Source organism: Streptomyces prunicolor NBRC 13075, from assembly GCF_000367365.1.
Classification (GTDB): Bacteria; Actinomycetota; Actinomycetes; order Streptomycetales; family Streptomycetaceae; genus Streptomyces; species Streptomyces prunicolor.
The window spans coordinates 75,718-88,343 of sequence record NZ_BARF01000049.1; the positions used below are offsets into that span (position 1 = coordinate 75,718).

The following is a 12,626-nucleotide window of genomic DNA, read 5'->3' on the forward strand; positions in this document are numbered from 1 at the left end:
CGGGGGTGAGGTCATGGCAGCCGCATGGGCCCGAGGGCGCGCGGAGACGGGTGAATGGCTGGAGGTCTACGGGGAGACCGAGCCCCAATCCGTCCCGCTGGAGCAGATGTTCGCCACGGGATCGGACAGGGCGACCCCTTTCACGGGATATCTCTACGTCTGGACACTCGGGTACACGGAGCACGCGCCGGACGCGAAGGTCACGCTGCTGTTCCCCGCCATGGGCGATTGGCGGGTGAAGGACGTCCAGGCCATCGTGTACCACCTGCCACCGGTGGCGGACGAGCGGGCGTGGCGGACCACACTGGCCAGGGACCTGCGGGCGGCCGGCCCGGTACTGGAGACCGCCGGCAAGCTCACGGCCGACCTGGTCGGTTTCCCCGAACTCAACGCGATCACGTCCGCCGCGGCCCACTTGAGGGCGCGCAGCGCGCCCCAGATGCCGGACGAGGAGTGGTTCGTCAAGAGACTGCACCGCAGCCTCGCCGGGATCCTGCACCAGGGAGTCGAGTGGACGCTCCCGGCGAACTTCGTGAAACAGATCGGGACCCGGGTCACCGGCGCCCTCCTCGTCCAGTTCGTCGGTGCGGCACCCGCGTACGAGGACAGTGATCCTCCTGGCGGCGAGCCGTTGCCCCTCCTGGCCTGCGCGACTCTCACGCGCGACAAGGAGATGCGGCTGCCCGAGGACGCCTACGTCCGGCTGCCACTCCGCGTCACCCCGGAACGCCCGCGAACGTAGCCCCGGCACAATATGCCCATGACCCCACGCACCAACTGCCCCTGCGGCCTCCCCCAGCCCTACGAAGAGTGCTGCGGCCGCTACCACTCAGGCCCCGCCACCGCCCCCACCGCCGAGGCGTTGATGCGCTCGCGCTACTCCGCCTTCGTCCGGCTGAACGCGCCCTACCTGCTGCGCAGTTGGCATCCCCGGACGCGCCCCGCCGAGCCCCTCGATCTCGATCCGGGGATGCGGTGGACCGGGCTGGAGATCCTGGAGACGGGTGGCGGGACGGCGTTCCACTCGGCGGGGACCGTGACGTTCCGGGCGTCCTACAAGGGCGGTGCGATCCATGAGCGGAGCCGGTTCGAGCGGGTCGACGGGGCGTGGGTGTACCTCGACGGGGAGTTCCTCGACGACTGAGCAGTTGCGGGGACAGAGGGTCTACGGCGCCAGGATGTCCAGTTCCTGGAGCGCCCCGACCGTGATCTCGCGGGTCAGGGTCTCCGCGCGGAGGGCGTCGCCCTCGCGGACCGCCTCCGCGACCTGGACGTGCAGGGTGACGGCGGCCGGGTCGGGGTCCTCGAACATGACCTCGTGGTGGGTGCGGCCGGCGAGGACCTCGGTGACGACATCGCCGAGGCGGGCGAACATCTCGTTGCCGGAGGCGGCCAGGATCACCCGGTGGAAGGCCACGTCGTGGACGAGGTAGGCCTCCAGTTTGTGGCCGCGGGAGTTGGCCACCATGCCGATCGCGCACTCGGTGAGTTCCGCGCACTGTTCCGCCGTAGCGAACTTGGCGGCCAGGCCGGCCGCGATCGGCTCGACCGCTGAGCGCAGCACCGTGAGTGAGCGCAGTTGCTGCGGGCGGTCGGCGCCGGCCAGGCGCCAGCGGATGACCTGCGGGTCGTAGACATTCCACGCGGCCTTGGGCCGTACGGTGACGCCCACGCGGCGGCGGGACTCGACCAGGTGCATGGATTCGAGGACGCGGACCGCCTCGCGCATCACGGAGCGGGACACCTCGAAGTCCTTGGCGAGCTCGTCCGTGCGCAGGACACTGCCCGGCGGGTACTCGCCCGCGGTGATGGCGGGGCCGAGGGAGTCGAGTACGCGGCCGTGCAAGCCGCGGCCCGGAGTGGTCATGCACTCAGCGTACGGGGCACATCACGGAACCAAAAAGTCAGACTTATATGTCACAGACTCTTGAATTCGTCGTACCTAATCGGTTTCAGTGGGATCGACATCAGGTGTCGACCGAGACAGTGAGGCAGCGATGCGTACCCCCCATGTCGTCGTGGTCATGGGCGTAGCGGGCACCGGGAAGACCACCATCGGTCCCCTGCTCGCGGCCCGGCTCGGCGTTCCGTACGCCGAGGGCGACGACTTCCACCCGCAGGCCAACATCGCCAAGATGTCGGCCGGTGTCCCGCTGACCGACGAGGACCGGTGGCCGTGGCTGGACGCCATCGGCGACTGGGCACACGGGCGTGCGGGGCTCGGCGGGGTGGTGAGTAGTTCGGCGCTGAAGCGGTCTTACCGTGACCGGCTGCGGGCCGCCGCTCCCGGGGTCGTCTTCGTGCACCTCACCGGCGACCGCGCGCTCATCGAGGACCGGATGGCGCACCGGCACGGGCACTTCATGCCGACCGCGCTGCTCGACTCGCAGTTCGCCACGCTCCAGCCGCTGGAGGCCGACGAGGCGGGTGTCGCCGTGGACGTCACCGGCAGCCCGGAGCAGATCACCGAGCGGGCGACGACCGCGCTCGCGCAGGTTCCCGAGCCGACCTCCTAGCACCCCGCACTTGTAACCCCTCCCCCGTATCCCCCGTATCCGCAAGGAATCCACCGTGACCAGACTCAGCGTCGAGATGCTGGCAGCGGACCCCGTCGAGCCCATCACCTCGGCCGGCCACGCTCAGCTGGGCATCGCCGTACTGGCGGGCATCGCCGTCATCGTCCTGCTCATCACCAAGTTCAAGATGCACGCCTTCCTGGCGCTGACCATCGGCTCGCTCGCGCTCGGCGCGTTCGCCGGGGCGCCGCTGGACAAGGCCATCACCAGTTTCACCACCGGGCTCGGTTCGACCGTCGCCGGTGTGGGCGTGTTGATCGCGCTGGGCGCGATCCTCGGCAAGCTGCTCGCCGACTCGGGCGGCGCGGACCAGATCGTCGACACGATCCTCGCGAAGGCCAGTCCCCGGTCGATGCCGTGGGCGATGGTGCTGATCGCCTCGGTGATCGGGCTGCCGCTGTTCTTCGAGGTCGGCATCGTGCTGCTGATCCCGGTCGTGCTGATGGTCGCCAAGCGCGGCAACTACTCGCTCATGCGGATCGGCATCCCCGCGCTGGCCGGCTTGTCGGTCATGCACGGCCTCATTCCGCCGCACCCCGGGCCGCTGGTCGCCGTCGACGCGCTCAAGGCCAACCTCGGTCTGACCCTCGCGCTCGGCGTGCTGGTCGCGATCCCGACCGTGATCATCGCGGGTCCGCTGTTCTCGAAGGTCGCCGCACGCTGGGTGGACGTACAGGCTCCTGACCGAATGATCCCCGCCCGCCCCTCCGAGGACCTGAAGAACCGTCCCGGCTTCGGCGCGACCCTCGCCACGATCCTGCTGCCGGTCGTGCTGATGCTCTCCAAGGCGCTGGTCGACATCGTCGTGGACGACCCCGAGCACACCGTCCAGCGCGTCTTCGACGTCATCGGCTCGCCGCTGATCGCGCTGCTCGCGGCCGTCATCGTCGGCATGTTCACGCTGGGCCGCCCGGCGGGCTTCACCAAGGAGCGGCTGTCCTCGACCGTCGAGAAGGGCCTGATGCCGATCGCGGGCATCCTGCTCATCGTCGGCGCGGGCGGCGGTTTCAAGCAGACGCTGATCGACTCCGGTGTCGGCCAGATGATCCTGGACATCTCCAAGGACTGGTCGATCCCGGCGCTGCTGCTGGCCTGGCTGATCGCGGTGGCGATCCGGCTGGCGACCGGTTCGGCGACGGTGGCCACCATCTCGGCGGCCGGTCTGGTCGCCCCGCTGGCCGCCGACATGTCGAGCGCCCACACCGCTCTGCTGGTGCTGGCGATCGGCGCGGGCTCGCTCTTCTTCAGCCACGTCAACGACGCCGGTTTCTGGCTGGTGAAGGAGTACTTCGGCCTGAGCGTCGGCCAGACCCTCAAGACCTGGTCCGTCATGGAGACCATCATCTCGGTCGTCGCCGGCGGACTGGTCCTCCTCCTCTCACTGATCATCTAGGGGTACGGGAATGAGTCATCCTCTTTTCGACATCAGTGGTCGTACGGCCCTGGTCACCGGTTCCAGCCGGGGCATCGGACTCGCCCTGGCGCAGGGCCTGTTGGAGGCCGGCTGCACGGTCGTCCTGAACGGCCGGGACGGCGAACGCCTCACCAAGGCCGCCGCCGGACTGCCCGGCGAGGTCCGCACGGCCGCCTTCGACGTGACCGACGGTCCGTCAGTGGCCGCCGGAATCGCGGACGTCGAGGACCGGGTCGGCCCGCTGGACATCCTGGTGAACAACGCGGGCATGCAACTGCGCGCCCCGCTCCTGGAGTTCACCGACTCCGACTGGCACCGCATCATCGACACCAACCTCACCAGCGCGTTCCTGGTCGGCCGTGAGACGGCTCGGCGGATGACGGAACGCGGCCACGGGAAGATCATCAACATCTGCTCGCTGCAGAGCGAGGTGGTCCGCCCCGGCATCGCGCCCTACGCGGCCACCAAGGGCGCGTTGAAGATGCTCACCAAGGGCATGTGCGCGGACTGGGGCCCGAGCGGCGTGCAGGTCAACGGTCTCGGCCCCGGCTACATCGAGACGGAACTGACCCAACCCCTGGTCCAGGACGAGGAGTTCAGCGCCTGGGTGCGCAAGCGGACCCCGGCCGGCCGCTGGGGCACCACGGACGACCTGGTCGGCGGGGTGCTGTTCCTGGCGTCGCCCGCCGCGGACTTCGTGAGCGGACAGATCCTTTACGTCGACGGCGGCATGACGAGCGTGCTGTAGAGAACGGGAGTCCGGACATGCTGGGTTGTGTGATTCATGGTCAGGACGACCTGCGGGTCGATGAGTTGACGGTCCCGGAGCCCGGCCCCGGCCAGGCCCTGGTCGCCGTCCGCTACGGCGGCGTCTGCGGCTCCGACCTCCACTACTGGCGCCACGGCGGCGTCGGCGACTTCCGCCTCAAGGAACCGATGCTGCTCGGCCACGAGGCGGTCGGCACGGTCGTGTCCTACGGCCCCGGTGCCACAGGTCCCGTCCCCGGTACGGCAGTTGCCGTGCACCCGGCGACCCCGTGCGGGGTGTGCCCCGAGTGCGTGGACGGTCGCCGCAACGTGTGCCGGGACACCGCGTACCTGGGCAGCGCGGCCCGCTTCCCGCACGTACAGGGCGGATTCGCGGCCCAAGTCACCGTCCCCGCCGAGCAGTTGAGGGCGATCCCGGCGGGCCTGGAGCTGCGCCGGGCCGCCCTCGCGGAACCGCTCTCCGTCGCGCTGCACGCCGTACACCGGGCCGGGGACGTGCGGGGACGCCATGTGCTGGTCACCGGCGCGGGCCCGATCGGCTGTCTGGTCGTCGCGGCGGCGAAGGCGGCCGGTGCGGCCCACGTGACGGTAACGGACCTTCTCCCGGCGGCACTTCGGTACGCCACGGCGGCCGGCGCCGACACCGTCGTACGGGCCGACGACCTGGACGACTCCGGGTGGCCGTCCGAGGTGGACCTCGCGATCGAGGCGTCCGGGGTGGCGGCCGGCCTCGACACCTGTCTGCGGCTCGTGCGGCGGGGCGGGGTGGTCGTGCAGCTCGGGATGTTGCCGCCGGGGAAGAGTCCCTTCGCGGGGAACCTGGTCGTCAGCAGGGAGATCGAGCTGCGCGGGGCGTTCCGCTTCGACGAGGAGTTCAACGACGCGCTCCAACTCCTCGCGGTGGAGCCCGCGTTCGACGCTTTGGTCAGCGCGGTGGTGCCGGTACGGGACGCAGAGTCGGCGTTCGCCCTGGCGGCCGACCGGAACCGGTCGTGCAAGGTACTGCTGGACTTCGGGGACTGAGCAGGGGCGACCAGCACACCGACCAAGGCTTCAACCACTACACCCAAGGCTTCAACTACGGCTTCCAGAGCGGGTGTTCCCGCTTCGCCCACTCCCTGCTCACCGACCCCGTGCGCAGGCCCGCCCTCGCCTCCGGGTCGCCAAGGGCCATGCCGATGTGTCCGCCCAGCACGATGCCGATCGTCAGGGCGAGCCAGTCGTGGACGAAGGTCGCGCTGGTGCGCCACATGATCGGGGTGAGATGGGTGAACCACATCATCAGGCCCGTGCCGAGCATCACCAGCGTGGCGCCGGCGATCCAGTTGGCGTAGATCTTCTGGCCGGCGTTGAACTTGCCTGCCGGGCGCGCCGATCGGCGTTTGTCGCGCATCAGGGCGCCGCGCAGCCAGACGCGGTCGTGCGGGCCGAAGCGGTTGAGGAAGCCGAGGTTGACGCGGAAGCCGCGGGAGAACAGGCCGAAGAGGACGGGGACGGGGAGCGCGACCCCGGCCAACTCGTGGATGCGGACGACCAGTTCACGGCGGCCGACGAGTTCGGCGAACTCCGGGATGTACAGGCAGGCCGCCGTGGCCACGCAGATGCCCATCAGCGCGGCCGTCGTCCGGTGCACCCAGCGCTCGGTGCCGCCGAAGCGGCGGACGCGGGCGGACGGTTCCGTCCGCGGGGGCTGGGCTTCAGCTCGTAGGGTCATCGTCGCGTCCGTTCGACTTGCCGACCCAGGCGTCGACGTCGTAGCCCCGATCTTCCCAGTAGCCGGGCTTCACATGCTCGGTGACCGTGATGCCGGAGAGCCACTTTGCGGACTTGTAGAAGTACATGGGGGCGACGTAGAGGCGGACCGGGCCGCCGTGGTCGTGGCTCAGGGGCTTGTCCTGCATGCGCAGCGCGACCAGGATGTCGGAGCGCCGGGCCTGGTCGAGGGTGAGGCTCTCCGTGTAGGCGCCGTCGAAGCAGGTGAAGCGCACCGCCCCGGCCTTGGCGCGTACTCCCGCCGCGTCCAGGAGCCGGGACAGGCGCACGCCCTCGAAGGGGGTTCCGGGGACCCGCCAGCCGGTGACGCACTGGACGTCCTTGACCATCCGGGTCTGCGGCAGCGCGCGCAGGTCGGCCAGGGTGTAGGACGTCGGCTTGTCGACCAGGCCGTCGATGGTCAGCCGGTAGTTCTCGGCGTTCTTGTTCGGTACGGACGCGGTGACCGAGTAGTAGCGGAAGCCGCCGCCGTTCGGGAGCAGTCCGGTCAGCCCGGTGGGGTCCTTGCCGGAGACGGCACCGAGGAAGCCCTCCATGCCCTTCTGCAGCGCGGGCGCGGCGACGACGCCGAGGGCGCCCAGGCCGAGGGTGCCCAGGAGGACCCGGCGGCCGAGCGGCCGACCCTCCGCCTTCTCGGCACCCTCGGGCTCGGGCTCGGGTTGTTCAGGTTTCACGCAGTCATTCGAACACCCGCGACCCCCGCGCGGCCAGGGATAGCGGGTGCCCGTCAGACTTCCGTAACCACTTCTTACGTGCTTCTCAGAACCGACAGTTCAACGACAGGTTCGACAACCGGTGCAACCGCAGTTCTCTACGGCGTCTCCCCCGCCGCCTTCTCCAGCTGGAACGCCTCGTTGCCGAGCCCGATCCGGGCGTGCGCCTCGGGGTTGCGGGAGCGCAGGAGCAGGCCCTGGGCCAGGCCGACGAGCAGGGCCAGGACGATGATGCCGGGCAGGATCCAGCTCAGGGAGGAGCCGGGGCCCGCGCCGACCAGGACGTCGAAGTCCTTGACCGTGTAGACGGCGATGACGACGAGGGCGATGCCGGACAGCGCGGAGGTGACCAGCCGCCAGGCCTGGGCGCGGGCGGAGCCGCGGCGGGCGAAGAAGACGATCACCGAGAGGGAGGCGGCGGCCATCAGCAGGATCACGCCGAGGGCGCCGATGTTGCCGAACCAGGTGAACAGGTGCAGGACGGGTTCGGTGGGGTCGCCGGTGGGCTTGTCGTCGGCGATCGCGAAGGCGATCACGATCACGGCGGACACGGCGGTCTGGAGCAGCGAACCGGTGGCGGGGGCGCCGCTCGCGCTCGTCGTACGGCCGAAGGCGGACGGCAGCAGGCCCTCGCGGCCCATGGCGAAGGCGTAGCGGGCGACGACGTTGTGGAAACTGAGCATGGCCGCGAACATGCCGGTGACGAACAGGATGTGGAGCACGTCGGTGAAGGTGCCGCCGAGGCGGGAATCGGTGAGGTAGAAGAGCAGTCCGGCGCTCTGCTTCTGGGAGACGCCGATGATCTGGGAGGGCCCCGTCGCGACGGTGAGCGCCCAGCAGCTGAGCGCGAAGAACACGGCGACGCCGCTGACCGCGAGGAACATCACGCGCGGCACCAGGATGTGCGGGCGGCTGGTCTCCTCGGCGTACACCGGGGCCTGTTCGAAGCCGAGGAAGGCGGCGATGCAGAAGCACAGGGCGGTGCCGACGCCGGCGCCGCTGAGGGTGTCCGGGTTGAAGGCGTGCAGGGACAGGCCCTCCTTGGCGGGGTCGGCGACGGCCGCGATGTCGAAGATGACGACGAGGGCGACCTCGATGATCAGCAGGACGCCGAGCACGCGCGCGTTGACGTCGATCTTCAGCCAGCCGAGCGCGCCGACGGCGAGCACGGCCACCAACGCCGGTATCCACCAGGCGACTTGGAGGTCGGCGTAGGTGGAGAACAGTCCGGAGACCTCGAAGCCGAAGATGCCGTAGATGCCGACCTGAAGGGCGTTGTACGCGACGAGCGCCACCAGGGCCGCGCTCGCGCCCGCGGTGCCGCCGAGGCCGCGGGAGATGTACGCGTAGAAGGCGCCCGCGTTGTGGACGTGCCGGCTCATCTCGGCGTAGCCGACGCTGAAGAGGACCAGGACGACGCCGAGAAGGACGAAGAGGAGCGGCTGCCCTTCGATGCCCATCACCGCGAATGTGGTGGGCATGACACCCGCGACCACCATGAGGGGCGCGGTCGCCGCGAGCACGGAGAGCAGCAGGCCCCCGGTGCCGAGACGGTCGGCGCGCAGGGCGCGCTCCTGCCCCCTGAACGTGCTGATACCGCTACTGCCGCCGCCACCGTCCGAGGTGGCGCTGCTCGTTCTGGAACTGCCCGTCGTCATGGCGGGAACGTCCTTTCGGGGTCGCTACGGGGGCGTTGCTACGGTCGCGTTACTTCGCTACGGCAGCGTTGCTACGGGTGCGTTTCATCGCTGCCGAATCGTTGGTACGGGGGCGTTACGACGTCCCGAGCGCGCAGTCGCGTGCGGCACGGAAGGCGGTGAGCGGGTCACGGTCCGGGTAGGACCACGGGGCCGGGGTCGGGTGTTCCCCGATGCGGTGGAACAGGGCGGCGGCCTCGGCACCGCGCCCTTCGCAGGACTTGGCGTGGGCAAGGAAGTTGAGGTCGACCAGCCGGCGCGGATGCCCTTCGTGCTCCCACTCCAGCCACCAGTCGAAGGCGGCCTTCATCACCTGCCGGGCTCGGCGTCCGGCCCAGTGCCCGGAGGCGGCCGGGTCGGCGGGTTCCAGACCGGCGGCGGCCAGTACGCGGTAGCGCTCGGCGTGCGCGACGACCGGCAGGATCGCGAGCGGGGAGTCGGCGGGGGCCTGTTCGGCGGCCCAGTAGGCGAAGTCGTAGACCTCGTGCAACGGGTCGACACCCGCGGCCGCACGGCGCTCCGCGAGCCGGGCCACCATCAGATGGTGGGCGTGGTGATGGTCGGCGTACCGATGACGCACCTCGTCGAAGAGCTGGACGACACCCTCATCCGTACCGAGGGTGTGCTCCAGAATGAGCAGTCCGAGCCAGGGCGTCGGATCGTCGGGCAGCCGGGCCGAGGCCGTACGACAGGCCTCGCGGGCGCGGACCGGCTTCTCCTTGCCCGCGAGCACGCGCTGCACCAGGGCCACGGCGAGCAGGACGGAGGCGTCGCCGGACTCGGGTTCGGCGAGGAGCCAGTCGCGGGCCCAGGCGGCGGTGTAGGACTCCAGGGCGAGGACGGTGACCCGGTGGGCGCGCAGGTCCCAGTCGTCGCCCGTCTGGGCGAGCAGTCCGCGCGCCACCTGCCAGCGACCCTGGGCCAACGCGGCCCGTGCGGCGACGAGTTGATCGTCGTCGAGCGCGGCGTCGAAGGCCTGGGACGCACGCTTGTGGCGGCGTCCGAGGGGTGGCGGGGGTGGGGACACCCGGGTATTCCTCACGTTCTTGACGCGACGCAGCGGGACATCGGCATGCCATCGGCCGATCACGCACAGCAAACCTTCCACCAATCCTTCACGTCAAGTGCTGTACTGCCGTTACACCTGTCAACTTCCGTTGCGCGTGCGGCACTTGTGGCTGAAGTGGCCGAATCCGCCCCCTGGGGAGCAGTACGCCCGCCGACGTTCGCGGGTCACCGATGTGGCGTAGGCCATGGCGCTCGGGCGCGCGGCGGCGGACCATGGCAGCACGGTCCCGCCGCAGCCTCCGATCGTGCCCACGGTCGTCAGAGCATCGTGACCGGAGCAACCGCCCGCTTCCGGGTACTCCCAGGGGCAAGCCGGGCCCTGGGGCGCTACAGTCGCCCAAACGCATCCCGTAGCCCGGCCTGACGATCGAGGTACGCGCGTGTCCCTTCTGGTTCTGATGCTCTCCGTGAGCGCGGCCTGCTGCCTCGGCTTCGGGTTCGTGCTCCAGCAGAACGTGGCCCAGCAGGCACCCCTGAGCGACTTCCTCTCCCCCAGGCTGCTCCTCGACCTGATGCGGGTACCGCGCTGGCTCGGCGGCATCGGCCTGATGATCGCGGGCATGGTGCTGGGCGCGATAGCACTCAGCAAGGGCGAGGTCTCCCTCGTGGAACCCCTCCTCGCGACGAACCTCCTCTTCGCCCTGGCCCTCTCCCGCAAGCAGACCCGACAGCCCCTGGGCCGCCAGGGCTGGGCGGGCCTGGCCCTCCTCGCGGGCGGCGTCACGACCTTCATCGTCGCGGGCGAACCACGCAGCGGCACAGCCGTCACCGACCCGTTCCGCCACTGGCTGATCATCGGCGTCATGGTGGGCCTCGCCCTCCTCCTCACGACGTACGCCAAACGCTCCCGCCTCAGCTCGGCCCCGGTCCTCCTGGCCCTGGCGGCCGGCCTCCTCTACGGCGTCCAGGACGCGCTCACCCGGGTCAGCGGCCAGCGCTTCACCGAGGGCGGCCTCACCGAACTCCTCACGGGCTGGCAGCCGTACGGCGTACTCGCACTCGGCGTGACAGGCCTGGTCCTCGTACAGAGCGCGTTCGAGACAGCTCCCCTGCGCATGTCCCTCCCGGCCCTCACCGCGGCCCAACCCCTCGCCGGGATCATCTGCGGAGTGGGCTTCCTGGGCGACCGACTGCGCGCCGACACGGGAGCGCTGGCCTGGGAGGCGGTGGGCCTGGCCGGAATCGTCGTAGGCATCCTGCTCCTGGGCATGCACCCGGCGATGCCGCGCGGCACGACAAAGCCGAAACCCGCACCGGCCCTCCAACCGCACTGACAGCCTGGCCCCTCTTCGGGGCGCATGAGCACACCTCTGTTTGGATGGGGGCATGAACCCAGCTGACGAAATCCTCGACATAGTCGACGAACACGACCGGGTCATCGGCCAGTCCCCACGGGGCAAGGCCTACGCACAAGGCCTGCGCCACCGCGCGGTCTTCATCCAGGCCCGAGACGCACACGGCCGGATCTTCGTCCACCGCCGCACCCCCACCAAACTCGTCTTCCCCTCCCTTTACGACATGTTCGTCGGCGGGGTGGTGGGCGCGGGCGAGTCCTACGACGAGGCGGCCCTGCGCGAGGCGGAGGAGGAACTGGGCGTCGACGGCCTCCCCCACCCCACCCCCCTCTTCAAGTTCCTGTACGACGACGGTGCCGGGCAGACCTGGTGGTCGGCGGTGTACGAGGTCCAGTGCGAGCTGCCGGTGAGCCCACAGGTCGAGGAGGTCGCCTGGCACGACTTCCTGGAGGAGAAGGAGATCGAGCAACGACTGAACGACTGGGAGTGGGTACCGGACGGCATGGCGGCCTACGCCCGCCTCAAGGAGCACCGGAAAGACCAGACAGAAACGGCCGGATAGGGTCCTGCCCGTGATCGATTTTGCACGGAACGTCCGGCTGTGGTTCGAGCCCCACCACATCAGCGACGAGGGCACCACACCCGACTACCGATTCTCGCTGGCCAACGAGCGCACCTTCCTGGCCTGGCTGCGTACCGCGCTCGCGCTGATCGGCGGGGGCTTCGCGGTGGACCAGTTCCTGCCAGATCTCCGCTGGGCCTGGCGGGTCGGGCTGGCCCTGGCACTCCTGGCGGCGGGCGTCCTGTGCTCCCTCCGCGCGGTCAACCACTGGGTGCGCTGCGAACGGGCGATGCGCCGGGGCGAGGACCTGCCGGTGTCCCGCTTCCCGGCACTGCTGAGCATCGCCGTGGCGATCGTGGCCGTGGCGATGGTCGTCGTAGTCCTGGCGGGCTGGGCCGGATGACCCGCCCCCCGGCCCCGGACCGCGACCCGGGCCTTCAACCCGAACGCACCCGACTGGCCTGGCGCCGTACGACCCTGTCGAGCACGGTAGCCGCCGTCCTGGCCGCGAAGGCCGCACTGCACGGCGGCATCCGGGCCGAGGGCATCGTCATCTGCGCCCTGTGCTGCGCACTCTGGCTGGCCTTCCTGACCGTGGCCCACCACCGCATCAGCACCCTCACGGCAGGCGGAACACCCCCACCCCTGACCCCCCGGCACGCCACCACGGCGGTGCTGTGCACGGTGGCCATGGCGGTGTGCGCGGCGGTGCTCGTGTACTGAGGACCAGATCCGGAACCGTACGAGCCGGAACCCGGAA

15 protein-coding genes are annotated in these 12,626 nt (G+C 70.1%); 10 read left to right on the forward strand and 5 right to left on the reverse strand.

The genetic code is table 11. From position 1 onward, the window contains the following. Positions 1 to 13 precede the first annotated feature (13 nt). Both SPR02S_RS21985 and SPR02S_RS21990 read left to right on the forward strand, forming a co-directional pair. Positions 14 to 742, forward strand: coding sequence for a hypothetical protein (locus SPR02S_RS21985; RefSeq protein WP_019059157.1), 729 nt, complete (start codon positions 14 to 16; stop codon positions 740 to 742). Between the two features lie 18 nt (positions 743 to 760). Next, positions 761 to 1,144 (forward strand): YchJ family protein, encoded by a 384-nt coding sequence (locus tag SPR02S_RS21990; RefSeq protein ID WP_019059158.1) that lies wholly within the window; start codon positions 761 to 763, stop codon positions 1,142 to 1,144. Positions 1,145 to 1,165: 21 nt separating this feature from the next. Here the strand turns inward: SPR02S_RS21990 and SPR02S_RS21995 are convergent, their stop codons facing one another. Next, entirely contained in the window at positions 1,166 to 1,867 is a 702-nt protein-coding gene (locus SPR02S_RS21995; protein WP_019059159.1) for a FadR/GntR family transcriptional regulator, read from the reverse strand. A 130-nt stretch (positions 1,868 to 1,997) separates the two neighbouring features. Here SPR02S_RS21995 and SPR02S_RS22000 point away from each other — a divergent pair, with 130 nt between their 5' ends. From SPR02S_RS22000 to SPR02S_RS22015, 4 genes are read left to right on the forward strand one after another with little or no spacing between them, the layout of a single operon-like run. Further along, positions 1,998 to 2,516, forward strand: a complete 519-nt coding sequence (locus tag SPR02S_RS22000; protein WP_019059160.1) for a gluconokinase — start codon at positions 1,998 to 2,000, stop codon at positions 2,514 to 2,516. 55 nt (positions 2,517 to 2,571) lie between these two features. Beyond that, on the forward strand, positions 2,572 to 3,969 hold the full coding sequence (locus tag SPR02S_RS22005; protein WP_019059161.1) for a GntT/GntP/DsdX family permease: 1,398 nt from the start codon (positions 2,572 to 2,574) through the stop codon (positions 3,967 to 3,969). Positions 3,970 to 3,979: 10 nt separating this feature from the next. After that, positions 3,980 to 4,738, forward strand: a complete 759-nt coding sequence (locus tag SPR02S_RS22010; RefSeq protein ID WP_019059162.1) for an SDR family oxidoreductase — start codon at positions 3,980 to 3,982, stop codon at positions 4,736 to 4,738. A 17-nt stretch (positions 4,739 to 4,755) separates the two neighbouring features. After that, entirely contained in the window at positions 4,756 to 5,781 is a 1,026-nt protein-coding gene (locus SPR02S_RS22015; RefSeq protein WP_019059163.1) for an L-idonate 5-dehydrogenase, read from the forward strand. Between the two features lie 55 nt (positions 5,782 to 5,836). Here SPR02S_RS22015 and SPR02S_RS22020 read toward each other — a convergent pair whose 3' ends face one another. The 4 genes from SPR02S_RS22020 to SPR02S_RS22035 form a co-directional block, all read right to left on the reverse strand. After that, positions 5,837 to 6,472: a cytochrome b/b6 domain-containing protein gene (locus SPR02S_RS22020; RefSeq protein ID WP_019059164.1), complete on the reverse strand. Its 636-nt coding sequence runs from the start codon at positions 6,470 to 6,472 to the stop codon at positions 5,837 to 5,839. After that, positions 6,456 to 7,205 carry a molybdopterin-dependent oxidoreductase gene (locus SPR02S_RS22025; protein WP_019059165.1) on the reverse strand — a complete coding sequence of 250 codons (750 nt, stop codon included), beginning with the start codon at positions 7,203 to 7,205 and terminating at the stop codon, positions 6,456 to 6,458. Before SPR02S_RS22025 ends, SPR02S_RS22020 begins: the two co-directional genes overlap by 17 nt. Positions 7,206 to 7,342: 137 nt before the next feature. Then, on the reverse strand, positions 7,343 to 8,902 hold the full coding sequence (locus SPR02S_RS22030) for an APC family permease (RefSeq protein ID WP_019059166.1): 1,560 nt from the start codon (positions 8,900 to 8,902) through the stop codon (positions 7,343 to 7,345). A gap of 115 nt (positions 8,903 to 9,017) precedes the next feature. Then, positions 9,018 to 9,968 (reverse strand): hypothetical protein, encoded by a 951-nt coding sequence (locus SPR02S_RS22035; protein ID WP_019059167.1) that lies wholly within the window; start codon positions 9,966 to 9,968, stop codon positions 9,018 to 9,020. Positions 9,969 to 10,389: 421 nt separating this feature from the next. On the opposite strand from SPR02S_RS22035, the gene SPR02S_RS22040 reads away from it, so the two are divergent. Genes SPR02S_RS22040 through SPR02S_RS22055 form a run of 4 tightly spaced genes read left to right on the forward strand, consistent with a single transcriptional unit; the run spans position 10,390 to position 12,589 of the window. Beyond that, positions 10,390 to 11,283 (forward strand): DMT family transporter, encoded by an 894-nt coding sequence (locus tag SPR02S_RS22040; protein WP_019059168.1) that lies wholly within the window; start codon positions 10,390 to 10,392, stop codon positions 11,281 to 11,283. A 52-nt stretch (positions 11,284 to 11,335) separates the two neighbouring features. Then, on the forward strand, positions 11,336 to 11,866 hold the full coding sequence (locus tag SPR02S_RS22045; protein ID WP_019059169.1) for an NUDIX hydrolase: 531 nt from the start codon (positions 11,336 to 11,338) through the stop codon (positions 11,864 to 11,866). A gap of 10 nt (positions 11,867 to 11,876) precedes the next feature. Further along, the gene (locus tag SPR02S_RS22050; RefSeq protein WP_019059170.1) at positions 11,877 to 12,269 is read left to right on the forward strand and encodes a YidH family protein; all 393 of its coding nucleotides are present in this window, start codon (positions 11,877 to 11,879) and stop codon (positions 12,267 to 12,269) included. Next, positions 12,266 to 12,589 (forward strand): DUF202 domain-containing protein, encoded by a 324-nt coding sequence (locus SPR02S_RS22055; protein ID WP_019059171.1) that lies wholly within the window; start codon positions 12,266 to 12,268, stop codon positions 12,587 to 12,589. The genes SPR02S_RS22050 and SPR02S_RS22055 overlap by 4 nt, the downstream gene beginning before the upstream one ends. Positions 12,590 to 12,626: the final 37 nt, after the last annotated feature.